The sequence below is a fragment of the Labrenzia sp. PHM005 genome, assembly GCF_006517275.1.
Classification (GTDB): domain Bacteria; phylum Pseudomonadota; class Alphaproteobacteria; order Rhizobiales; family Stappiaceae; genus Roseibium.
Map to the genome: position 1 here is coordinate 1,564,136 of NZ_CP041191.1, position 23,759 is coordinate 1,587,894.

Consider the following 23,759-nt stretch of genomic DNA (forward strand, 5'->3'; position numbering starts at 1 on the left):
GAGGTAAGAGAGATAAAGGCTGACGGGCGGCAACGCCATAATGGGGAGTGATAGCGATGCTGCGGATCTTCATGGTGGTGACGATGCTGGCCAGCGGGACGCTTACGTCCCAATTGCCTGAATTCGCGCAGCAGTACCGGCAGCGCCTTGGTGGCGCCATTGATGCACTCGAGCAGGTGCTTGCCGATTTTAAAGACGACGCTGAGACGTTTGGTCTGACAGTGCCAGAAGCGATTGCCCGCCAGAAAACGTCTAGCGACCCCTTCATTCAGGCGAGAGGTGTCAGTATGGAAACAGCTGATCTACGCTTGACCAATCTAAGATCTCAAAAGGCCGACTTTGAAGCAGCAGGGTCTTTTGAGAGGATACTGATTCTGCTCAAAAGCCCAGACCGTGATCTGACACAAGCAACTGCTGAAGACTATGTGCCAGCAATACCGGTCACTCCCGCTGGATTGGTCAGCGCAGGAATTGGCGCTGCCGGTGGATTTCTAATCATATGGTTTTTGTCGAGTATTTTGCGTATGACGCGCCGTAGGGCCGTGAGCTGAGTTGTGGTTGATTATTAAACAGCCGGTGTTGGTGGCACCTTAAATAAGTTGGAGACTTTGTTGGATGGATGCCTTAACGCGGATGCGTTGTTTTATTCAGGTGGTTGATTCAAAGGGATTTTCGGCTGCAGCCCGGGACATGGGGCGCTCAAAGGCGTTGGTATCCAAATATGTCAGCGAGCTTGAGGATGAACTCGGCGTCCGCCTTTTGAACCGCACCACACGCCAGGTGTCGCTGACCGAGGTCGGTGAATCCTATTACAAGGAAGCTTCAGAGATCTTGCTGCGGATCGACGACCTGCAGGCGTCGGTGCAATCATCTCATCATGAAATTCGCGGCCGGTTGCGCGTATCGGCGCCAAGGTCCATGGGCGATAAGTTACTAAATTCGGCCATGATGGAGTTTCTGGCCAAACATCCGGATGTGGTTCTGGACTTGAGGCTCGAAGACCGCTTCGTCGATTTGGTCGAAGAAGGGTTTGATGTTGCGGTACGGGTAACGCAATTGGAAGATTCCAGTCTTATTGCCCGCAAAATTGCCCCGTTCCAGACCGTGGTTTGTGCCAGCCCTGAAGCTCTGGAGAAATTTGGGGTGCCGAATACCCCAGCAGATCTGGCAAATCGTCCGTGCATCATCGATACCAATTACCGCTACAAGCAAAACTGGGTGTTCGATGTTCATGGCGAACGTCAAGTTGTTACGGTGAACGGCCCTTTGGAGGTCAATAGTGCGGCAGCCGTCTGCGAGGCGGCCGTTTTGGGGCTCGGGTTCATTAGAACACCGCTGTTTTTTGTTTCGGACTATATTGAGGATGGCCGCCTACTGGTCGTTCTTCAGGATTACGAAGAACCGTTGAAAGGTATTTATGCGGTGTACCCGCATCGTCGCCATTTGACTGTGAAGGTCCGCGCCTTCGTGGATTTTCTGGTCGACTGGTATGCTGCAAGAAGAAAGCTGCAAGTTGAAGCGTAGTCTTTTTAAGGGTTTGATGAGCAATAACAAAAAATTCATGTTGAACCCTGTGAAAAGTATCAGTTGCCTCTGCAAGTTTTTCTTGATTGCAGAAGAGTTCACGCTCACATTCGAATTATGAGTGACGCTAAGGAAAACATCGCTGCCGGATTAGAGCAGGTCTTCTGGAGCCGGGGTTTTGCCGAACCTAGTGTTCCCGATTTGCGTGCCGGCGTCGGTGTCAGCATGCGCACCCTCTACCGGTATTTTCCATCGCGTGAGGCGATGATTTTGGGGGCGCTGGAATTCCGGCACCAGCGCTACATGCGCTATGTCCATGAGGGCGTTGATGAGCCTGGAATCAGAGCGGCTGAGCAGCTGTTTGACAAATTGGGCGGATGGATGCGGATGACCGAAGGAAAGGAATGTTTCTTCCGGCAAGCTCTTGCGGCCAATCCAGATAGCGGTGAGATCGCTGAGACTGTGAAACGGCACAAATCGGAACTTCTCACGTTTTTTGGTGAACTCAGCGGTAAGATGGAGTTTGCGTCGACTCTCTACCTGCTCCACGAGGGTGTGACTGCGTCCTATGCAGAATTGGGTGAGACTGCTGTTGAAGACGCAAAAACCTTGGTGCGCGAAATGTTTAGGCGCTCCAATGAGAGCCGGCTTTCTTAAGGAAATCTTGGAAAGAAAAAGGCGGGAGTTTCCCGCCTTTTGAGATTTAATAAACCGGCTGTCTGATCACGCCTTTCTGGCAGCTGCCAAACGTTCTTCTGCCATTTTATCTGCGATTTGCTCTGGTGTGGAATTCTCGCGCTCTGCCCGGACAAAAATCTGAGACAGGGTTTTGCCGATTGCAATGGTCTTCTCACAGACCACGGTATCATTGCCGCCTGGTTCAACCTGTGTGATGGAAATGACGCCACCTGCGTTGATGGCGTAGTCCGGCGCATAAAGGATGCCTCGCTTCTTGAGGGCAATGCCATCAGCCGGGGTTTGCAGCTGATTGTTTGCCGCGCCAGCAACAATTTTCGCTTGGATGTGCGGAATGGTGCGCGAATTGAGGCCTGCACCCAAGGCGCAAGGCGTAAAGACATCCGCTTCAATCATATGCGCTTCCGCTGGGTCCACTGCTGTCGCGCCAAACGCTTCTATAGCTTTGAGCACGGCAGGTGCGTGAATGTCGGACACAATCAGCTTCGCACCTGCTTCATGCAGCTGGCGGGCAACATCATATCCGACATGACCAAGCCCTTGAACCGAAATGGTCCGACCCGTCAGATCAGCACTGCCGAATACATGCGCGACAGATGCCTTGATGCCCTCAAAGACGCCTAGCGCTGTATACGGGGAGGGATCGCCCAGACCGGTCGCTTTGGTTCCGCGAACATGATCAGTGAAGCGGGCCACAGCCTCCATATCATCGGGCGAAACACCAACATCTTCGGCGGTGATGTAAGTACCGGAAAGGCGGTCGACATGGCGACCGAAAGCCTCCATCAGGTCTACCGATTTGTCCTTGCGTGGATCTGCAATGATAACCGCTTTGCCGCCGCCAAGCGGCAGACCGGCAAGAGAGTTCTTGTAGGTCATTCCGCGGGACAGCCGGAGCGCGTCATTCAGTGCATCATAGGGCGAATCATACGGCCATACCCGGCATCCACCCAATGCGGGTCCAAGTGTCGTATCGTGGACTGCGATGATGGCTTTCAGGCCCGTCTGATGGTCTTGAGCGAAAACGATATTTTCATGGCCATCCATCTCCGGATGGTCAAAGACCGCCGAATGATGGATTGAGGTGTGCATAGCGTTCATGATCGGCTCAACTCTATAACAGTTGTTGTTGGATATATTTTAGACAAAAAAGCCGGAATGTGATGTCTATCTTGCTCAATTGACCAGAAAAGCAGGTTTGAATATTCTCAAAAAACACGTTTGTGCGTGAAAATAATTTTTCAGAAGTTTTGCGTCTGCGAACGTCTCGGGCCATTTTATCGCCGCCTTCTCCGGTGACAAAAATAATTGCCGGATTAGATGGAAATCGGACGAATGGCAGTATGATGTGCGCCAGCAAAGCGGTAGCGCAAATGGGGATTGGATGACCTTTTTTAGAGTTTTGTGCGCAGTGTTCTGGTTTGCCGCCCTGGGCGTCGTAGCCGTACAGGCGCACCCGCATGTCTTTGTTGAGGCGCGGTCGTCGTTGGTCTTCAATGATCAGGGCGAGGCCGTCGCCGTCCGGCATATCTTCAGATTTGATGATGCATTTTCAGCCTTTGCCATCCAGGGGTTCGACAAGAACCAGGACGGGGTCTATTCGCGTGAGGAGCTTGCGGAACTGGCCGACGTCAATATCGAGAGTATGGCTGACTTCGGCTATTTCACTTTCGGGGACAATACGCGTGTCGAACTCGATTTTGGAACGCCGACGGAATACTGGCTTGAGGTCGCAACTGTTTCCTTAAAAGACTATTGGGTGATGAAACCGCAGGACTTTGAGGCAATCCAGGAAGACATTGAGATGAATGGCGGCACAGCGCCACAGGATGTTGATCTCCTGGAATTGCATTTCGTGTTGCCACTCAAAGATCCAAGTGATGCGACGGCGCCGATTACCCTCGATGTCTATGATCCGACCTATTATGTTGACTTCCGCTTTGGCCGTGAAGACAGCGCGCTGGCAACAGTAAACGCCCCAGCGGCCTGTCAGATCACCCGCAAGGAGCCGCCGCCGCTGGACGACGCAACCGCTTATGCACTCGCTCAAATTGGCCCAGATCAGCGTGATTTACCGCCGGAGCTGCAGTCAGCTGCCGCATCCCAGATCAATCAGATGATCGTCACTTGCGCATCTGCTGCTGCAGCTTCTGCAGAAGACGGTGTGCTTTCAGCAGCTGATACCTCAACTGGCACGCAGAGCACGTCAACGGAAACAGTCCCAGAGACCTCTGTTGCCGCCGTAGAGACGCTCGTTTCCCAAGGTGTTGGCAGCGCCGCGACCTCACGAAGCGAGGAAGTCCTCCAGAACACCCAGCAAACAATCGTTATTGAGCCGAGCCTTATGGATCGAGTCTTCGGGTCAATTGCCCAGACGCAGAAGGATTTTTATCAAAAACTTGTCGCCAGCTTGCGGTCTTTCCGCAACAATCCAAATGCGTTCTGGCTTCTGGTCGGACTGTCCTTCGCTTATGGCGTGTTCCATGCGGCCGGTCCTGGGCATGGCAAGGCGATCATTACGTCCTATGTGGTTGCCAACAACGAGACATTGAAAAAAGGTATCGTCCTTTCATTTGCCTCAGCGTTTGCGCAGGCGGTGACCGCGATTGTGCTGGTTGGCGGTCTTGCTGTTGTGTTCAATCTCACCAGCATTGCCATTCAAGACACAGCGCGCTGGTTTGAAATCGGCTCTTACATCTTGATTACCGCGCTGGGCGCTTGGCTTTTGTGGCAGAAGGCCGCAAAGCCGCTTCTTGCCACCATTGCCAGTCGCAGTGGTAATGGCGCATTGGCGTTCGCAGGCGCTCATGGAGCCGGTCACCATCATCATGGACACGCGCATGACCATGACCACGGTCATCACCATCACCATCACCATCACCATCACCATCATCATGATCACGATCATACTATCGGGCCGGACGGCGTGTGCTCAACATGCGGTCACGCGCATGCGCCAACACCGGATATGCTTCAAGGAGAAATCACGGCTGCCAAAGCGGCTTCGATTATCCTGGCGGTTGGATTGCGGCCGTGTACAGGCGCCTTGGTTGTTCTGGTTTTTGCTTTATCTCAAGGCATGATTGCTGCCGGAGTTGCGTCGACTTTGGCCATGGCCGTTGGGACCGGGATCACGGTTTCCTTGCTGGCCGGCCTTGCTGTTTCGGCCAAGGAATTGGCAATCCGCCTGTTTGGGGAGGGCAGCCCGACAGCTGTCAAAATACACCGCACGATCGAGATTACCGGAGCCGCGGTCGTCTTTCTGCTCGGCGCGACCCTATTGATTGCTGCGGTCGGCTGGGGCTAATCAAGAAACATTCAGAAGGACTGGCGGCTACAGAGCCAGTCTTTTTGTCCTGTAGGTTCTCACCGCATCGCCAAAGGCCTCAAACAGCTTCTTCGACGGACCGTCAGTCATCACCCAATATTCCGGATGCCATTGGGTTGCCAGCACATAACCTGGAGCATCTTTCACAGTCATCGCTTCTATCGTGCCGTCTTCGGCCTTGGCTTCGATGGCCAATCCCTTGCCAAGGTCTCCGACCGCCTGCCGGTGCAGCGAATTCACCTCAAAGGGCTCGGTCCCAAGAACTGTTTCCAGCGGACCGCCCGGATTGATTTCAACAGTGTGCGCGATCTGGAACCGTTCGTCCTGACTGTCTGACGTCGGCGGACGGTGATCCTGACGACCTTCAATGTCTTGGACCTCTGTCAGAAGCGTACCGCCACAGGCAACGTTGAGCTCCTGCATGCCACGGCAAATCGCAAAGACCGGGACACCCCGATCGACCGCACGTTTTATCAGCGGGAGCGTTGTTGCATCCCTATCCGGATCATACGGGCCATTCGCTTCGGTCGGTTCTTGGCCATAAAGCTGCGGATTGACGTTTGAGCGAGACCCGGTGACCAAGACACCATCCACATTGTCGAGCGCTGCGTCCAGATCCAAATCCGCACCAAGCGCCGGCAGGATCATCGGAATGGCATCGGCACCTTTCAATACAGCTTGAAGGTAGGTTGAGATCACGGCATGCCAGTTGAAGCCATCGATGGATTTGACATCGGCGGTGACAAGAACCAGCGGTTTGGACATGTGACGACCCTAAGCGGTTGAATAGAAAGATGGACCAGATTGTTCTGAGAAATAGTTACCGGTAGCCGGTCAATCAAGCAATCCAAGATCTTGCGCTACTTTATAAAGCTGGGCGGCGTTTTTGTTGCCAACTTTCTCCCGGAGGTTCAGCCGGTGGGACTCCACCGTCCGGACACTGATGCCCAATTCCCTGGCGACCTCTTTGTTTGGTTGCCCCTTTGCAATGGCGGTGAGCACCTGCCGTTCCCGGTCCGTGAGACCATATGGATCTTCAATGGGAGTTGAGCTTGGTGTGCCGACGAGAGTCGGACCGACGGCCGAGGAGAAATAATACCCCCCGGAGGCAACACTCGAAATCGCCGTTATCATCTCAGTCGCTGAGATGTCCTTTAAGATGTAACCGCGAGCACCAGCTTGAACCACGCCGCGCACATATTCTGAGTTGTCGTAGACCGACAGAATCAAAACAGCGATTTGTGGCGCGGACCTGCGGATTTCGGATGCAGCCTCCAATCCATTCATCACTGGCATGGAGATATCCATCAAAAGGACATCTGGCTGGAGCTCCAATGATAGATCCAAAGCTTCTTTGCCATTCGTCGCTTCGCCAACGATCTCAATTTCGGGCACTTTGAGCAGCCGTGCCCGGATGCCGTCACGGACAAGTTCATGATCATCGGCCAGCAACACTTTGATTGGTTTTACGGCTGGTTCGATTTGACGTGAATGAGCGGTCATATTGGTATCATGCCGCTTTTGCCGTGGCGTTGTCGAGAGGCATTTCCACTTCTATCCGTGTCCCGCCAGTTTTGCCCCGGCCCAAGGAAAGCTGCCCGCCATAGGTTTCGATGCGTTCCCGCATGTTCCGAAACCCGAGGCCGCCGCCGCGTGGCAAGGGTTGGGGCAGGCCGATGCCGTCATCTTCGACGCAAAGATCAAGCGTATTCGGGCCGACTGACAGAGAAATACTGACTTCATCAGCCTCAGCATGACGTGCCACATTGGTCATACATTCTTGGACGACCCGATAAAGCGCAGTTTTAGCCCCTTCAGACAGCCGGGTGTGACAACGTTCGGCTTCGACATTTACGGTAATGCCCGATTGCATCTGGAACTCCTTGCCAAGGCTGCCAAGGGCTGCAGCCAACCCCATGTCATCCAGAACGCTTGGCCTGAGGTCTCTGGAGATACGCCTGACCTCAGTGATGGTGCCGTCCAAAATGGTGAGGCATTTGGCAGCCTGCGCCTGCAGTTCCGCATTTTGGTTGGCTTCGCTGTGGATCATCTCAACGCCATAACGAACAGACACAAGCAGTTGGGAAATACTGTCGTGAAGCTCGGTCGAAACGCGTTTTCGTTCTTGTTCCTGAACCTGCAAGATCCGGTTCGTCAGGGCCTTCAATCGGGTGTCTGCAAAACGCTGTTCTGAAAAGCGTACGCCCGCAATCAGCGTGCCGGCAATGATGATGGCAGCAAGAGTGATCAGGAAAATTACAAACAAGGTTTGCCGGATACTTCGGGCAAAATCGGCCCGGATGGCGGCAACTTCCTTGGCAATATCATCGGTATAAAGGCCGGTGCCCAGAACCCAGTTCCACTTATCGAGCAAAATGGCATAGCCGAGTTTTTCTTCCACCGTCCCGGTTGAAGGCTTATGCCAAACATAGCGGTGAAAGCCGCCGCCGTTCTTTGCCGCATTGATGAGGTTGCGGATGACATAGTCGCCGTTATCGTCCTGAAGATCCCACCAGTTGCCGCCGACGAGATGGGGCAGCTTCGGATGAACAATGCTGGTGCCGTCCAGCGTATAGGCAAAGAAATAGCCGTCATAGTCAAAGGTCAGGTTTCTTAAGATCCGCATGACCTCATCTTGAGCTACCATGCGTCCACCCGGTTGGTTCTCATAAATCTCTTCGATGGACGTCAGCGCCAGGCTGACATAGTTGCGAATTTCCTGCCGTTTCGAGGCGAGGATCCGTTTTTCGACAGCTTCGGTTTGCGCATCGATCAGCGTCCTTGAATGGTAGTAAGTCACGCTGCCGATCAGGATGGAAACGGCGATAAGGGGCAGGATAGTGATGAGCAGCAATTTTGTTTTAAAAGTCAAAGTCTCGTCCTTAAGTTGCTCAAATATCCAGCAGATTTCGAATCTCTTGCGCGAGTCTCAGTAATACTACCGAGAAGTTGCGCAGAACCACGAATAGCGCCGGTGCCGTGAGGTCAACTAGACATACGGCGAGATCGGTGCAAGGGTGTATTCCGGTCCGATATCAGGTCCGTTTAGGGAGGAAACTAATGGATCGTCGTTCGTTTATCAAAAAAGCTGGTCTTGGCGCCGGTGGTATTGCTGCTGGCTCGGCTCTTGCTGCTCCGGCGATCGCGCAGGGCACACAAGATATGGTGATTGTGTCCACCTGGCCGCGCGATTTCCCGGGTCTGGGTATTCCGGCACAGCGTCTGGCAGCTCGTATTGGTGAGCTCACAGATGGCCGCATTAATGTTCAGTATTTTGCTGCTGGTGAGCGCGTTGGTGCCTTTGACTCGTTTGACGAAGTCGCATCCGGCAATGCTCAAGCTTACATCGCTGCCGACTACTACTGGAAAGGTAAGCACCCGGGTTGGGCTGCGTTCACCGCTATTCCGTTCGGCTTGACCTACACTGAAATGGACGCCTGGATTAAGTATGGCGGCGGCCAGGAACTGTGGGATGAAATCGCTGGCGAATTTGGCCTGAAGAACTTTGCCTGTGGTAACACTGGCGTTCAGATGGGTGGCTGGTTCAACAAGGAAATCGAATCTGCTGACGACCTGAAAGGTCTGAAGATGCGTATCCCGGGTCAGGGCGGTGACGTTCTGGCGAAACTCGGCGCATCTCCGGTGTCCTTGCCAGGCGGCCAGATCTACGAAAACCTCGTCTCCGGCGCGATCGATGCTACCGAGTGGGTTGGTCCGTTCAACGACTACTTCATGAAGTTCTATGAAGCGGCCAAGTACTACTACTGGCCGGGTATGCACGAGCCGGGCGCACAGCTTGCAATGGGCATGAACAAAGCATGGTGGGATGGTCTGTCCAAGACAGACCAGGCAATCATCCAGGCTGCGTGTAATGAAGAAAACGCACGCACCATGGCTGAAACCAACGCCAACAACGGTCAGTACCTGAAGCGTCTTGTTGATGAGCACGGTGTAGAGCTGCGTGAATTCAACGACGAAATCTATGACGCCTTCGGTGAAGCTGCTCAGGAAGTCCTCGAAGAAGCGATGGATCATTCCCCGCTTGCTAAGAAGATCTTCGAAGCTAACATCAACGCACGTCAGGAAATCGGCAGCTGGATGTCGATCTCCGATATCGCTTACAGCAACAAGCGTAACCGCGTGCTTGGGATCGGCTCGTAAGTCTGCGGACTTCACAGAGGGACGGAAGCAATTCCGTCCCTCTTTTTGTATCTGACGAATAAAACATAAAGGCAGCGCTACGATGACGGCCTTGGACAACGTTCAAGACGGGTCGCACGCCACTGATTCCGCTTACGCATATTCTGCGGAAAGCGGGCGGATATTCCGGCTGTTCGCTTGGACAGTTTTAGCTCTGATGGCTGCGTTTCTGCTCAACAACTATCTGACCTACTGGCAAGACCTTCCGGGTGTCGCACCGATTTTTGGCGGGGTGGCCAACGGCTCGGCTCCGATGTTCTGGTCCTGGTTGCAGCTGGCACTGTATGTTGCCTTAGTGGCTTATGCCGCGTCCTATGTGTTCCGAACCGGCAAGACACTGCGTGAAGACAGCATCCGCATCAGCAATATCAATACCTATCTAATCCGGGCTGCCTTCTTCGCAGTCCTGATTGTCGGATTGGTCGATGCTGCGATTTCTTTTCTTCGTGTGGAAGGCTGGCTGGCGAGTGTTGTCGGCGACACCTTGGCGGAAGATCTTGGGAAATCCAGGTTCCGTGGCGCCTATGTGCATATGCCGTTGATCGGATTGTCGGTAGTCATTGCCGCCTTTACCCGAACTCTCGGCTTTACCTGGCTTGCCTTGCTGGTGGTTGTGGCTGAGCTTCTTATCGTGATCGGCCGGTTCGTGTTTTCTTACGAACAAGCGTTTCTGGCTGACCTTGTCCGCTTTTGGTATGCCGCTCTGTTCCTGTTTGCCAGTGCCTACACTCTGCTCGAAGAAGGACATGTACGCGTTGATGTCTTCTATGCGGGCATGGCAGCCAAGACCAAAGGTTATGTGAATGCCGTTGGTTCTGTTGTTCTTGGCATGGGGCTTTGCGCCACCATTCTGATCATCGGAATGGGCGGCAAGCAAAACATCATCAACAGCCCGATCATCAGTTACGAAGTGACCCAGGCAGGGTTTGGCCTCTATGTGAAATATCTCATGGCAGGCTTTCTTGGGGTCTTCGCCGTAACAATGATGGTTCAGTTTGTGTCCTATTTTCTCGATGCGATCGCCGATATCCGTGGCGAGCCTGGAGGACGGGACCATGACAGCCATACAATTCAATAACGCCTGACGAGACCGCTCGATATGGAACTCTTTTTCCTTCTTCTTCTTGTCGTCCTAATGGCGTTTGCGCTCGGGTCCGGTTTTCCGGTGGCCTTCGCTTTGCCAGGGTCTGCAATCCTCACAATCGGTATTGCTGCCGGTGCTGGCGCCTTGTTTGGCACCGGAGCTGATGCTTACTTCTCCCACGGCAGCGCTGGCCAGTGGTTGAGTGCAGGGGTCACCAACTTCCGCGGTATTTACTGGGAAGCTGAACGAGACACGCTGATCGCCATTCCACTGTTCGTGTTCATGGGCATTATGCTTCAGCGCTCGAAAATCGCTGAAGATCTGCTGGTGACCATGGCGCGTCTGTTCGGTCCTGTTCCAGGCGGCCTTGGGATTTCGGTTGTCTTCGTGGGAGCTCTTCTTGCAGCGACCACAGGTATTGTTGGTGCGACTGTGGTGGCGATGGGCCTCATCTCGCTGCCGGCCATGCTGCGGAACAATTATTCGGTGCCTTTGGCAACAGGTACGATTGCCGCATCTGGCACATTGGGCCAGATCATTCCGCCATCCATTGTTCTCATCATTCTTGCCGACCAGTTGGCAAGCGCGGTGGATCAGGCCGGGTCTTTGCGTCAGTCGCTCTATAAAGCGAATACGGGCGAGCTTTCCATGCCGTCCGATTTCTCTGTGGTTTCTACCAGTGCCGGCGAGATGTTCCTTGGCGCATTCCTGCCAGGTTTGGTGCTTGTCGGTCTCTACATGTTGTTCATCCTTGGCTTTGCTTTGATGAACCCGAAAGCAGCGCCGGCTGTTCATGAAGAGGGAACGTTCACTCGCAAATTCGCCGTTAAAGTCGTCATCACGCTGGTGCCGCCGCTGTCATTGATCTTCCTGGTTCTGGGGTCGATCATTGCCGGTATCGCTACCGTTAACCAGGCTGGTGCGATCGGCGCGGTTGGTGCCATGATCATGGCAGGTTATCGCCTGCGGGACGGCGAAAAGGGCGCCTATACGCCCGCCATCATCGGGATTATTGCCTTACTCGGCCTTGCAGTGGTGATCAGCTTCATCGGTGCAGTAAACATCAAGCTGATCCAAACCAGCCAGGACTTGCTCGGACTTGTGCTTGCGGTCATTGCAGTATCGCTGCTGATGATCGCCATCTTCTGGTCGGGTTGGCGGACGTTGAAGCTGGAAGACACGCTGCGCGGTGTCATGGTTGAGACGGCCAAGACAACGTCGCTAGTCTTCATCATTCTGCTTGGCGCGGCCATGCTGACCTCGGCCTTCCGCGCCTTTGGCGGTGAAGAGCTGGTCAAGGAGTTTTTGCAAGGGCTGCCTGGTGGGTTCTGGGCTCAGTTCCTGATTGTTATGTTGGTGATCTTCATCCTCGGCTTCTTCCTCGATTTCATCGAGATTGCCGTGGTTGTTGTGCCGATTGTCGCGCCGATTCTTCTGGCGGATCCGTCGGCAAACGTGACCGCTGTGTGGCTCGGTGTCATGATCGGTCTGAACATTCAGACCTCCTTCTTGACGCCACCTTTCGGCTTTGCGTTGTTCTATCTGCGTGGTGTCGCGCCTGCCGTGGTGAAAACAATCGATATGTATAAGGGCGTGATTGCCTTTATTGGTCTGCAGCTGATCGCGCTGGCCATTGTCGGTCTTTATCCGCAGCTGGTGAACTATCTGCCGAACCGCTCAACGCTTCTGTCTGAGACGGCACCGCCGCCGAAAAATCCGCGTCTGCAGTACTGCATGGAAACCCTTGTCTATGAGGATTTCCAGCAAAATGGCAGCAGCATTCTTGCGGCGATCGACAAGGCAGAAAGTGTCGATATGAGTTATCTGCCGAAGGATATTCAAAAGGATATGGCCAAGGGCTTTGAAAAAGCTCGTGAGGCTCTGCCTTTGATGAAAGAAATCCGCAGTGCGGAAGAAGCTGTGAACGCTGCTGCCGGCGACTATCGCCCGGTTCATAGAGAAGTGCGTGCGCTAGAGCGGGACGCCCGGCGGGTAGACGAGCATATCGCTGAGCTTGAAGTCGTGGTTCGGCGGTCAGGTGACAACGGTATCTACACCCAAGCTCAAGGCGATCGTGCTCAGGCAAAAATCGACGGGTTGACCGCAGAACGGGATGCTTTGCTTGCCCAAATTCCTGCCGAATGGGAGGATATTTATGGGAAGTTCTCAACGATCCAGAAAGCTGAAACAAAGGCAAGGCAGACTTATCGCCGAACTGTGGATCAGGCTTATGAGCCAATCCTGGAGTTGAAGGCGATTCTTCTGGATGCGGACAAGGTCGCCTCATTCGAAGCCGACATGGAAGCTCTGAAAACTGAGATTCCGCAGCTTGAGCCAAAAGCGGCCGTCGATGCGATCGCCGCATTGCGCTCCAAAGTCGGTGAAGCCGAAGGCACGAGTGATATCCGCAAAGGCCTGTCGGACGCTCGCAAAATCATGCGCAGCAAAACTCCGAATGCCGAGGAAGCAATTGCCAAGGTAGACGTTTCGATTGCAGCGCTGAAGGAAGATCTTGAGTGGCGCCGGAAGGCGGCAGCGGAAATTCTTCCGGCTTTGCAAAGCTATGACGGAGCCATCATCGACAGCATTGGCCTACGCCAGCAAAGGCGCTTGCCAAATGATATGGCGCTTGATGTTGCCAGCTGCCTCTCCGGACACAGAGACATCTCTCTAAGCTTCTAAAAACAAAAGGGCGGGAATCAAATCTCCCGCCCTTTTTTCTATCTGCTTTTTCCAGTGAGCTTCTTTGCCGAATTTACTCGGCGATCATCCCCATTTGACATCGCAGGCGAGCATGTAACCCGATCCATAAATGGTTCGGATATGTGCGGGGCCGTCTTTTCTGTTCAGTTTCTTGCGGATGCGCGAGATCCGTACGTCAATGGAGCGGTCAAGGCTCTCGTCCCGGCCGCCGTGTTCCAAAAGGTAATCCCGTGTCAGCACACGTTTGGGTGCGCGCAGCAGGGCTTCCAAAAGAGTTGCCTCTCCGGTGGACAGAAACGTTTCTTCGCCTTCCGGTGAAGTTAAGCAGTGGGAAGAGGGTTTATAGAGCCAACCCTCGAAACTCGCTTGTTCATCCTTGGCGGTTGGCCGGCTTGCTTCGCCGCCGGAACGCCTGAGAATGGACCTGATACGAGCGACAACTTCGCGCGGGTCAAAGGGCTTCACCACATAATCGTCGGCGCCTAACTCCAGGCCGAGCACACGGTCGGAAGAATGTGAACGGGCGGATAGGACGATAATCGGAACAGACGACTGGCGGCGGATTTCGTTGATCAATGCCATGCCTTCCATATCCGGCAGGCCAAGGTCGACGATACAAGCGTCTGGCGTTGTTTCCTGGAGGGCTGCAAGCATATCCGTCGCCGTCGAAAAAACACGGCCCTCCATGTCGAAAGGTTGCATTGCTTCTAAGAGAAGCCGCCCAATTTCCGGCTCATCATCAACGATGAATGCGGTGGTTTTTGCCGCTGTCATAGACATGTTTTGCAATGGAACCCTGGTTTTCGAATTAAAGTATTTTCCGAAGTGTTTCAGCGAGTTGATAGTCCCCAAATGGCTTAGCCAATACCGGAAATTCACAACTGCTGCTGTTGTCGGCCAAGGCCGACCAATCGGCGTATCCCGTCATCAGAGCGATGCCGAGCTCTGCCCGGTTCTGCCGGATCTCCCGGGCAAGCATCAGTCCATTCATCTGGCCGGGCATGATGATGTCACTTAAGACGCCTTTCAGCTCAGGCAGGTCTAGGGCAAGTTTACAGGCATCTTCGGCGTTCTCTGCCTTAAGGACTGCATAGCCGAGGCTCTGCAATTGGTCAGAAATTGTAGCGCTGACATCCGGGTCATCTTCAACCAGCAACAACAGTTCACCTTGGCCGCGCTTCAATGCCGGGAGCTCTGATGCGGTTGCACCGTTTGCATCTGGCCCTGTAAGATTTTTGAGTGGCAGATAAATCGTAAATGTAGTGCCTTCCCCAACCTTGCTGCGGACTTGGATCGCTCCACCTGATTGGCGGATGAAGCCATAGACCATGGATAATCCGAGACCGCTGCCCGTGCCGAATGTCTTGGTCGTGTAAAACGGTTCGAAAATCCTCAATTGGCTATCGTTGTCCATGCCGCTGCCGGTGTCCGCAACTGTGATCATTGCGTAGTCGCCAGCTGATACCGAAAGATCTTGAGCTTGGTAGGTATCCAGTTTGGTGGACGAAAGGGCAATGGAAAGCGATCCGCCGTCCGGCATGGCATCACGGGCATTGAAGGCCAGATTGATAAAGGTTGTTTCCATCTGTGTCGGATCGATCAGGGCACCAATGCTGCGATCGTCCGAGTCGATGGTGAAGTCAATCGACGAGGGAAGAGATCCTTCCAGTAGTTTAGCCGCTGTTCCTATCACATCCGAAATCGATACGGTCTGCGGGTCAATAGCTTTGCCCCGGCTGAAGGCTAAGAGACGCTGAATCAGATCAGAGCCGCGTTTGGCGGCTTCCAGCATTGGCGCAATTTTGCCGTCGAGTGTGTCCTTCTCAATAGGGGTTTCCAACCGGCCAAGCGCCAGCAAGTTGCCCATCAGAATAGCCAATAAGTTGTTGAAATCATGCGCTAAGCCGCCGGTAAGCTTACCGACAGCGTCCATGCGCTGAGATTGGACAAGAGCAGCTTCGGCCGCCTTCTGGTCCGTTGCATCGAGAGAAAGAACGAAGATCCCAAGCGTACGCCCATCCACTGTCATATCCGGGATGAGGGTAGACCTCATATAGGCTGTTGTTCCGTCTAAGCGCTCGCGCTGATATTCGTAGCTGACCGCATTCCCTTCAAAGGCGCGGTTAATATGCGGTAGAAGTTCGGCGAACAATTCTGCCCCGACTACTTCATGGGCAGACCGTCCAGCAATGGATGCAATTGAGTGTCCGAACCATTCCGCATAGCGCCTGTTGGCGAATCGGAACACAGGACCTGGTGCGAGGTAGGCAATGAGCGCTGGGATATTGTCAGTCACAAGACGCAGCCAGTCTTCACTTTGCTGAAGGGCGTGGGTGCGTTCTTCGACAGTGCGTTCAAGTTTCTCCTGGCGCCTGCGTTCCTCGGTTACATCGGAGTAAATCGTGACAAAGCCACCATTGGGCAATGGGGTGCCGGAGACCGCTATGATTTGCCCGTTCGGCCGGATACGTTCGAAATAATGCGGTTCGAATAATCTGGCGCGTTGGATCCGCCGTTCGATCTTGGCTTCGATGTCTCCGGGGCCATATTCGCCCCGTTCTGCATTAACGCGAATAAATTCTTCCAGGTGAGAACCGCGGCGCACAATACTCGATGGCATGTCGAGCATGTCGTACAAACCACGGTTCCAAGCGACCAGCCTGAGGTCGCTGTCAAAGACGGTAAATCCTTGATTAATATGATCAAGGGCCGCCTGCAGCAGGTCAAGCTGAGTCTTTAGGTGTTTGGTCTCCTCCATGGGGTGAAGACTAAGGCGGGAATCACTGTTTGGCTACCGGCTTGTTTCGCAGTTGCAGCGTACTTGCAACAATTCGATAAGATTTAAACATACTGCTGCAAAGCGCCCCTTTTAGCGTGAGATTGTCAGTTATGGGCTGGGCCCTGGGTAACCCCAAAACCAAATTCTGGTTGAATGGGATGGCCTCAGGCTGTTTCATACCTGACGAGAACGATCCCGGATAACCGGGGCGGCTTCTAAGGGAAGAAACATCTATGGTAGGGTCGGCCAGCGCTGGACAGCGCGCGGAGGACACCTTTCCGAAAATCCTTCTTCAAAACGGGAAGGTATTCGGGAACCGGACGGCGTTCCGGGAAAAGGATCTAGGAATCTGGCAAAGCTGGACCTGGTCCGAGGTGCTCGATGAAATCCGTGCTTTTTCAATCGGACTGCAATCTTTGGGGCTGAAGCCTGGAGACAAGATTGCAATTGTGGGGGCCAACAGGCCACGGCTCTATTGGTCCATGGTGGCAGCGCAAGCGCTGGGGGCAGTGCCGGTGCCGGTCTATTCCGACTCTGTCGCAGAAGAGATGGCCTATGTGCTGGGCCATGCGGAAGTCCGGTTTGCTGCGGTGGAAGATCAGGAGCAAGTCGACAAGCTGCTCAGCATGTCCGAAGAAGTTTCGTCGCTTGAGCATGTGATCTACGACGATCCGCGCGGCTTGCGGGACTACGAACATAGCCGTCTGAGTTATTTCAATACCGTTCAGGACAAGGGCCGCGAACTCTTGGCACAAAAGCCGGGTTTGGAAGCGGAATGGGTCGACGGGTTCTCGGGATATAAAGGCGATGACATCGCGGTCATGCTGTACACTTCCGGAACAACGGGCCGTCCAAAAGGGGTCATGCTTTCGTTTGACAACTTGGTAATATCGGCGCGCAACGGCAACGCCTTCGACAGTCTTGATGAGACTGAAGAAGTTCTTGCCTATCTGCCGATGGCTTGGATCGGAGACCATGTGTTCTCGCTGGCCCAGGCCTTTACCGCCGGGTACTGTGTAAACTGCCCGGAGAACATGGAAACGGTCGACACGGACCGGCTTGAAATCGCGCCAACCTACTTCTTCGCACCGCCGCGTGTTTATGAAAACATGCTGACCCGCATCATGGTGCAGATGGAGGACGCCGGGAAATTCAAGAAGAAGATGTTCGACTATTTCATGGGTGTTGCCCGGAAAGTCGGCGAGAAAATCTTGAACGGTGAGCAAGTCGCCTTCGGTGACCGGGTCCTCTACAGCATCGGCGAGTTCTGTGTATACGGCCCGTTGAAGAACCGGATGGGCCTGACCCGCTTGAAAGTGGGTTACACCGCCGGTGAGGCGATCGGTCCGGAAATCTTCCAGTTCTTCCGTTCGCTTGGCCTGAACCTCAAGCAGCTCTACGGTCAGACCGAAGCCAGCGTGTACATCACCCTTCAGCCGGATGGCGAAATCTTCGGTGATACCGTCGGCAAGCCTGCGCCGGATGTGGAGATCAAGATCGCTGACAATGGCGAAGTGATGTACCGCTCACCGGGCGTTTTTGTCGGATACTTCAAGAACGATGAGGCTACCGCCAGCACTAAGACGCCAGATGGCTGGGTGCATACAGGTGATGCCGGCATCATTGCCGACAACGGCCACCTGAAAATTATCGACCGGGCGAAAGACGTCGGCAAACTCAATGACGGGGCCTTGTTCGCGCCGAAATACATTGAGAACAAGCTGAAGTTCTTCCCGAACATCAAAGAGGCAGTTGCCTTCGGACATGAACGTGATGTGGCAACCGTCTTTATCAATATCGATCTGACCGCGGTTGGCTCGTGGGCTGAGCGGAACAACGTCAACTACGCGTCCTACCAAGAGCTGGCGGCAAATCCCGAAGTCTACGCGATGATTGAAAGTCATGTAGATCAGGTCAATCGCGATCTCTCCGCTGAGCCGATGATGGCCGGTGCCCAGATCAAACGCTTCCTGGTTCTACACAAAGAGCTGGATGCTGATGACGGCGAGCTGACACGGACGCAAAAAGTCCGCCGTTCATTCATCGCCGACCGTTATGCTCCATTGATCGAAGCCCTTTACGATGGGTCTACCAGCAAACATGTCCGCACCGAGGTCACCTTTGAAGATGGGCGCAAGGGCGCCATTGAGGCGACTGTCGAAATCCGCGACATGAGGATCTATGAGCCTGGCAAAGTGTTCCAGGAGGCAGCCGAATGAATGCCCTTGTAAGTGAAAAAAATATCTCGCCGGCTGCAACAGAAACCGCACCTCAGCGGGAAGAGCTGCTCCGCGTGGACAATGTTTCATTGTCCTTTGGCGGTGTGAAGGCGATCACCAACATCTCGTTCGACATCCAGAAAGGCGAGATCCGCGCGATCATCGGCCCGAACGGTGCCGGCAAGACGTCGATGCTGAACGTCATCAACGGCTTTTATCATCCGCAAGAAGGCACGATCACCTGGCAAGGCAAAGTGCGGCGGAAAATGAAGCCGTATGAGGCGGCCAGCAACGGCATCGCCCGGACGTTCCAGAATGTGGCGCTCTTCAAAGGCATGACCACGCTGGACAACATCATGTCCGGCCGGTCTTTGAAGATGAATAAGAATTTCTTCTGGCAGCTGCTGTGGCGCGGTCCTGCGGAAGCAGAAGAAATCGAGCATCGCCGCAAAGTCGAAGACATCATCGATTTCCTCGAAATTCAAGCAATCCGGAAAACGCCAGTCGGCAGGCTGCCTTATGGTTTGCAAAAACGGGTCGAGTTGGGCCGGGCATTGGCCATGGAGCCGGATCTTCTTCTTCTTGATGAGCCCATGGCGGGCATGAACCTGGAAGAAAAGGAAGACATGAGCCGCTTCATTCTCGACGTAAATCAGGAGTTTGGCACCACAATCGCCCTGATTGAACACGACATGGGCGTTGTTATGGACCTTTCCGACCGGGTGGTCGTGCTCGATTACGGCAAAAAAATTGCGGACGGTCCTCCCGAGGAAGTCCAGGCCAGCCAGGCCGTTATTGATGCGTATCTGGGCGTGAGCCACTAGCGGGGGGAACCAAATGCTCTACGATATTTTCATTGATCCCTTCGTCCAGATGTACGACATGCCGGATTTCTTCCTGCAGGTCCTCTGGGAAGGGTTTGTCGCCGGGATCCTTTATGCGCTGATCGCGCTTGGGTTCGTTCTGATCTTCAAGGCTTCTGGAGTTTTTAACTTCGCCCAAGGCATCATGGTGGTGTTCGCCGGCCTGACACTCGTCGGTCTGCACGAAAACGGTGTGCCGGCCTATCTCGCCCTAGCGTTGACAATTGCCGCTATGGGGATCTTGGCCTATGGGGTTGAGCGGGTCGTTATGCGGCCGCTGGTCAACCAGCCGGATATCATCTTGCTGATGGCAACCATCGGTCTGACCTATTTCCTGATCGGTTTTGGTGAATTTGTCTTCGGCGGTGAACCGAAACAGATGATCACCGAAGAACTCGGACTGCCGACAGGCTCTACCGCCATTGAATTCGGCGAGCGCGGCCTGGTTATCCTGCAGCACATCGATATCGCCGCGGCGGTCATCGCCGTGATCATGGTGGCGGCACTGGGTATCTTCTTCAACAAGACCCGCATCGGCCGCGCCCTGCGTGCGGTGGCTGATGATCACCAGGCAGCTCTGTCTGTCGGTATCTCACTCAATCAGATTTGGGCCATCGTCTGGTTCGCAGCCGGTCTAGTTGCTCTGGCAACCGGTATCATGTGGGGGGCGCGCTCTGACGTGTCCTTCGCCCTGGAAATCGTGGCCTTCAAGGCACTGCCGGTCCTAATCCTTGGCGGGTTTACTTCGATCCCTGGGGCGATTGTCGGCGGCTTGATCATCGGCTTCGGCGAGAAGATTGGCGAACTCTACTGGGGCGGTCTCGTCGGCGGCGGGATTGAATCCTGGCTTGCCTACATCATCGCACTCATTTTCCTGCTGTTCCGGCCGCAAGGGCTGTTCGGCGAAAAGATCATCGAGCGGGTTTGATTACATGTTTTATCGCGAAGCTGGCCAATTCAAAACGAGCTACCAGGCGGACCAGGCGCTCATGCCGATCCGTCAGGACCGGATCGGTCTGGCGGCAATCATCCTGATCGCTTTTGTCGCCATCCCGGCCTTTGCCAACGACTTCTTCTTAACATCCATCATGATCCCGTTCCTGGTGTTTGCACTGGCAGCGATCGGTTTGAACGTCTTGACCGGGTTCTGTGGACAGTTGTCCCTCGGGACAGGCGCGTTCATGGGCGTTGGCGCCTATGCAGCCTACAAGCTGACCACCATCTTCCCGGATGCGAATGTCATCTTGATGGTTCTTCTGTCAGGTGTGTTCTCAGCCGGTATTGGAGCGATCTTCGGTCTTCCAAGCTTGCGGATCAAAGGCCTCTACCTGGCCGTGACCACGCTGGCGGCCCAGTTCTTCCTGGAATGGTGTTTCATCCGTATTCCGTGGCTCTATAACAACAACGCTTCGGGTGCGATCGAAGTGCCGCACCGTGAGATGTTTGGGATTGTCGTCTCGGGTGCGGAAGCCTCACCGCTGGTGCGTTATTTCATCGTACTTTCAATCACAGTTGGCATTGCGGTCCTGATGGCAAACGTTCTGCGCGGCCGTATCGGGCGCTCCTGGATGATGATCCGTGACATGGATATTGCTGCGGAGCTGATGGGGATCCGTCCACTTCAGACCAAGCTGATGGCCTTTGCTGTGTCGTCCTACATCTGCGGTGTTGCCGGTGCAATGATGGTGTTCTTCTGGCTGAACGCTGCTGAACCGTCGTCTTATTCCATCAGCCTGTCGTTCCAGATCTTGTTCATGGTGATTCTGGGCGGTCTGGGCAGCTTGAGCGGATCCTTTATGGGTGCTGCCTTCATCTGGATCCTGCCGGTGTTCTTGAAATTCATTCCGGGTGTCATGGGCATGGATATTGCCGCTGAGACAGTCGAACACGTCACTTTCATGATTGTCGGTGCATTGATCATCTTCTTCCTGATTGTTGAACCGCACGGGTTTGCCCGGCTGTGGCAGATCGGGAAGCAAAAACTTAGGGTCTGGCCGTTTCCGTATTAAGGCGGCCAGCCTTTTCGCCCGCCATCCGGACTTGGACCGGTCCGGGGAGGAATGGCGTCACTGGTCTGGCGGTATTGGAAAATCCGAACCGCATGGGAGGAGTACAAAATGAACTTCAAGCAACTTGCTCTGGGAACAGCTGTTGCATTCGGTGTGGGACTGTCGGGCGCTATGACGTCTGTTGCCCAGGCTGAAGACAGCAACTATGTCCCGCTGCTGACTTACCGGACCGGCCCATTTGCTGCTTCCGGCATCCATATCGCCAACGGTATGAGTGACTACCTCAAAATGCTCAACGAGCGTGATGGTGGTATCGGTGGTGTCAAAATTGCCGTTGAAGAATGTGAAACCGGCTACAACGCGCAAAAAGGCGTTGAGTGCTACGAAGCCACCAAAGGCAAAGGCGCGCTGGTGTACAATCCGTATTCAACGGGGATTACGCTTCAGCTGATCCCGAAAGCCAGTGTCGACAAGATCCCGGTTCTATCCATGGGTTATGGCCTGTCTGCTGCGGCTGACGGCAACACCTTCCCGTGGGTCTTCAATGTGCCGGACACATATTGGGACGGTGCTTCTGTTGTCATCAAATACATTGGTGAACAAGAAGGCGGCCTGGAGAACCTGAAGGGCAAAAAAATCGGCTATATCTTCCTGGATGCCGGTTATGGCCGCGAGCCGATCCCGCTTCTGGAACAGCTTGCCGAAAAACACGGCTTTGAACTGGCGAAATACCCAGTTGGCATCAAAGAAATGCAGAACCAGTCTTCGCAGTGGCTGAACGTACGCCGTGACCGCCCGGACTACATGGTCATGTGGGGTTGGGGTGCTATGAACCCGACCGCGATCAAGGAAGCTGTGAAAATTCGCTATCCGATGGAGAAATTCATCGGCGTGTGGTGGTCCGCAGGTGATGACGATGCCGGTGCTGGCGGTGAAGGCGCTAAAGGCTACAAGGCTCTGAACTTCTCCGGCGTTGGCCGTGACTACAAGGCACTTGATGACATCCAGAAGCATGTTATCGATGCCGGCTTGTCTTCCACCGATGCCGAAACCGTTGGTCAAACTCTATACAACCGCGGTGTTTTGAACTCTGTCATCGTTGCTGAGGGTATCCGTACAGCCCAGGAACTGACCGGTAAGAAAGTGATCACCGGTGAAGATATGCGTATGGGTCTGGAAGCTCTGAACCTTGACGAAGCCCGTTTGGCCGAATTGGGCCTCACCGGTTTTGCTCACCCGATGAAAGTCACCTGTGACGACCACTCCGGTAGCCACCCTGTGTTCGTTCAGGAATGGACCGGTTCCAAGTGGCAACAGGCCTCTGGCTGGATTGAGCCGATGACTGACGTCGTTCGTCCGCTGATCGAAGCTGCGGCAAAAGAATATGCCGAGAAAAACGCTCCGTGGCCTGCACGGACTGAAGCCTGCCCGAACTAATCGGCAGCTTGCTCCGCCGCGCTTTTAGCGGCGGAGCTTCTCAGGAGAGGATGGAATGGCGTTATTGGATGTAGACACACCGAATTCGGAACCAGCTGCTGAGGCGGCGGAAACGATCCTGTCGGTCAACAATATTGAAGTGATCTATGATCACGTGATCCTGGTGCTAAAGGGTGTGTCTCTGACTGTGCCCAAAGGCGGAATTGTCGCTCTTCTCGGCGCTAATGGCGCTGGCAAGTCCACCACCTTGAAGGCCATATCCAATTTGCTGGGTGCTGAGCGCGGAGATGTGACGAAGGGCAAGATTCTCTTTGAAGGTGAAGAAGTCCAGGCCCTCTCTCCCAACGATCTCGTCCGTCGCGGATGTATTCAGGTCATGGAAGGCCGGCATTGTTTCGGTCACTTGTCGATCGAAGAAAACCTTTTGACCGGGGCCTATACCCGCAAAGATGGCCATGCTGCGGTCAAAGCTGACCTCGAGATGGTCTATGATTATTTCCCTCGTCTGCGTGAGCGCCGCCAAAGTCAGGCGGGTTACACCTCAGGCGGCGAGCAGCAGATGTGCGCAATCGGACGGGCGCTTATGAGTCGACCGAAGATGATCCTTCTGGATGAGCCGAGCATGGGTCTTGCTCCACAGCTCGTTGAAGAGATTTTCGAAATCGTACGCAAGCTCAATCAAAACGAAGGCGTTTCGTTCCTTCTGGCCGAACAGAACACCAACGTTGCGCTTAAATACGCGACCTACGGATACATTATGGAATCCGGCCGGATCGTTCTCGATGGGGATGGGAAATCTCTCCTTGAGAATGAGGACGTCAAGGAATTTTACCTGGGTGTGGGCGGAGAAGGACGAAGGTCGTTCAAGGACGTCAAACACTACAAACGAAGGAAGCGCTGGCTGGCCTAATTAGGGC

19 protein-coding genes are annotated in these 23,759 nt (G+C 54.2%); 13 read left to right on the forward strand and 6 right to left on the reverse strand.

The annotated features are described in order from the left end of the window. The first annotated feature begins 56 nt into the window (after nucleotides 1-56). The 3 genes from FJ695_RS07125 to FJ695_RS07135 all read left to right on the forward strand — a co-directional run bounded on the left by FJ695_RS07125 (nucleotide 57) and on the right by FJ695_RS07135 (nucleotide 2,181). Entirely contained in the window at nucleotides 57-551 is a 495-nt protein-coding gene (locus FJ695_RS07125; RefSeq protein ID WP_209010955.1) for a DUF2937 family protein, read from the forward strand. A gap of 64 nt (nucleotides 552-615) precedes the next feature. Further along, nucleotides 616-1,524, forward strand: a complete 909-nt coding sequence (locus FJ695_RS07130; protein WP_141184788.1) for a LysR family transcriptional regulator — start codon at nucleotides 616-618, stop codon at nucleotides 1,522-1,524. A 117-nt stretch (nucleotides 1,525-1,641) separates the two neighbouring features. Further along, on the forward strand, nucleotides 1,642-2,181 hold the full coding sequence (locus FJ695_RS07135; RefSeq protein ID WP_141184789.1) for a TetR/AcrR family transcriptional regulator: 540 nt from the start codon (nucleotides 1,642-1,644) through the stop codon (nucleotides 2,179-2,181). Nucleotides 2,182-2,247: 66 nt separating this feature from the next. Here the strand turns inward: FJ695_RS07135 and FJ695_RS07140 are convergent, their stop codons facing one another. Further along, nucleotides 2,248-3,321 carry a Glu/Leu/Phe/Val dehydrogenase dimerization domain-containing protein gene (locus FJ695_RS07140; RefSeq protein WP_141184790.1) on the reverse strand — a complete coding sequence of 358 codons (1,074 nt, stop codon included), beginning with the start codon at nucleotides 3,319-3,321 and terminating at the stop codon, nucleotides 2,248-2,250. A 283-nt stretch (nucleotides 3,322-3,604) separates the two neighbouring features. Between FJ695_RS07140 and FJ695_RS07145 the strand changes: the two genes are divergently transcribed. Beyond that, nucleotides 3,605-5,527: a DUF1007 family protein gene (locus tag FJ695_RS07145; protein ID WP_141184791.1), complete on the forward strand. Its 1,923-nt coding sequence runs from the start codon at nucleotides 3,605-3,607 to the stop codon at nucleotides 5,525-5,527. A 27-nt stretch (nucleotides 5,528-5,554) separates the two neighbouring features. On the opposite strand, the gene FJ695_RS07150 is transcribed toward FJ695_RS07145, so the two are convergent. The 3 genes from FJ695_RS07150 to FJ695_RS07160 form a co-directional block, all read right to left on the reverse strand. After that, a complete protein-coding gene (locus tag FJ695_RS07150; RefSeq protein WP_141184792.1) occupies nucleotides 5,555-6,313 on the reverse strand; it encodes a gamma-glutamyl-gamma-aminobutyrate hydrolase family protein in 759 nt (252 codons plus the stop codon). Between the two features lie 69 nt (nucleotides 6,314-6,382). Continuing rightward, nucleotides 6,383-7,051 (reverse strand): response regulator transcription factor, encoded by a 669-nt coding sequence (locus tag FJ695_RS07155; RefSeq protein ID WP_141184793.1) that lies wholly within the window; start codon nucleotides 7,049-7,051, stop codon nucleotides 6,383-6,385. A gap of 7 nt (nucleotides 7,052-7,058) precedes the next feature. Then, nucleotides 7,059-8,420, reverse strand: coding sequence for a cache domain-containing protein (locus FJ695_RS07160; protein ID WP_141184794.1), 1,362 nt, complete (start codon nucleotides 8,418-8,420; stop codon nucleotides 7,059-7,061). A gap of 188 nt (nucleotides 8,421-8,608) precedes the next feature. Between FJ695_RS07160 and FJ695_RS07165 the strand changes: the two genes are divergently transcribed. From FJ695_RS07165 to FJ695_RS07175, 3 genes are all read left to right on the forward strand, one after another. Next, a complete protein-coding gene (locus FJ695_RS07165) occupies nucleotides 8,609-9,709 on the forward strand; it encodes a TRAP transporter substrate-binding protein (protein WP_141184795.1) in 1,101 nt (366 codons plus the stop codon). An 82-nt stretch (nucleotides 9,710-9,791) separates the two neighbouring features. Beyond that, nucleotides 9,792-10,826: a TRAP transporter small permease subunit gene (locus tag FJ695_RS07170; RefSeq protein ID WP_141184796.1), complete on the forward strand. Its 1,035-nt coding sequence runs from the start codon at nucleotides 9,792-9,794 to the stop codon at nucleotides 10,824-10,826. A gap of 21 nt (nucleotides 10,827-10,847) precedes the next feature. Beyond that, nucleotides 10,848-13,514, forward strand: coding sequence for a TRAP transporter large permease subunit (locus tag FJ695_RS07175; RefSeq protein WP_141184797.1), 2,667 nt, complete (start codon nucleotides 10,848-10,850; stop codon nucleotides 13,512-13,514). Between the two features lie 84 nt (nucleotides 13,515-13,598). Here FJ695_RS07175 and FJ695_RS07180 read toward each other — a convergent pair whose 3' ends face one another. Together FJ695_RS07180 and FJ695_RS07185 are read right to left on the reverse strand one after the other, a co-directional pair. Then, the gene (locus FJ695_RS07180; RefSeq protein ID WP_209010956.1) at nucleotides 13,599-14,309 is read right to left on the reverse strand and encodes a response regulator transcription factor; all 711 of its coding nucleotides are present in this window, start codon (nucleotides 14,307-14,309) and stop codon (nucleotides 13,599-13,601) included. Nucleotides 14,310-14,343: 34 nt separating this feature from the next. Next, nucleotides 14,344-16,293, reverse strand: a complete 1,950-nt coding sequence (locus FJ695_RS07185; protein WP_141184799.1) for a PAS-domain containing protein — start codon at nucleotides 16,291-16,293, stop codon at nucleotides 14,344-14,346. 254 nt (nucleotides 16,294-16,547) lie between these two features. Between FJ695_RS07185 and FJ695_RS07190 the strand changes: the two genes are divergently transcribed. The 6 genes from FJ695_RS07190 to FJ695_RS07215 all read left to right on the forward strand — a co-directional run bounded on the left by FJ695_RS07190 (nucleotide 16,548) and on the right by FJ695_RS07215 (nucleotide 23,752). Beyond that, the gene (locus tag FJ695_RS07190) at nucleotides 16,548-18,533 is read left to right on the forward strand and encodes an AMP-binding protein (RefSeq protein WP_141184800.1); all 1,986 of its coding nucleotides are present in this window, start codon (nucleotides 16,548-16,550) and stop codon (nucleotides 18,531-18,533) included. Continuing rightward, nucleotides 18,530-19,357, forward strand: coding sequence for an ABC transporter ATP-binding protein (locus FJ695_RS07195; protein ID WP_141184801.1), 828 nt, complete (start codon nucleotides 18,530-18,532; stop codon nucleotides 19,355-19,357). Before FJ695_RS07190 ends, FJ695_RS07195 begins: the two co-directional genes overlap by 4 nt. Nucleotides 19,358-19,370: 13 nt before the next feature. Beyond that, nucleotides 19,371-20,324: a branched-chain amino acid ABC transporter permease gene (locus FJ695_RS07200; RefSeq protein ID WP_141184802.1), complete on the forward strand. Its 954-nt coding sequence runs from the start codon at nucleotides 19,371-19,373 to the stop codon at nucleotides 20,322-20,324. Nucleotides 20,325-20,328: 4 nt separating this feature from the next. Then, a complete protein-coding gene (locus tag FJ695_RS07205; RefSeq protein WP_141184803.1) occupies nucleotides 20,329-21,405 on the forward strand; it encodes a branched-chain amino acid ABC transporter permease in 1,077 nt (358 codons plus the stop codon). A gap of 108 nt (nucleotides 21,406-21,513) precedes the next feature. Beyond that, nucleotides 21,514-22,842 carry an ABC transporter substrate-binding protein gene (locus FJ695_RS07210; protein ID WP_141184804.1) on the forward strand — a complete coding sequence of 443 codons (1,329 nt, stop codon included), beginning with the start codon at nucleotides 21,514-21,516 and terminating at the stop codon, nucleotides 22,840-22,842. Nucleotides 22,843-22,897: 55 nt separating this feature from the next. Next, nucleotides 22,898-23,752, forward strand: a complete 855-nt coding sequence (locus tag FJ695_RS07215; protein WP_141184805.1) for an ABC transporter ATP-binding protein — start codon at nucleotides 22,898-22,900, stop codon at nucleotides 23,750-23,752. The last annotated feature ends 7 nt before the right edge of the window (nucleotides 23,753-23,759 follow it).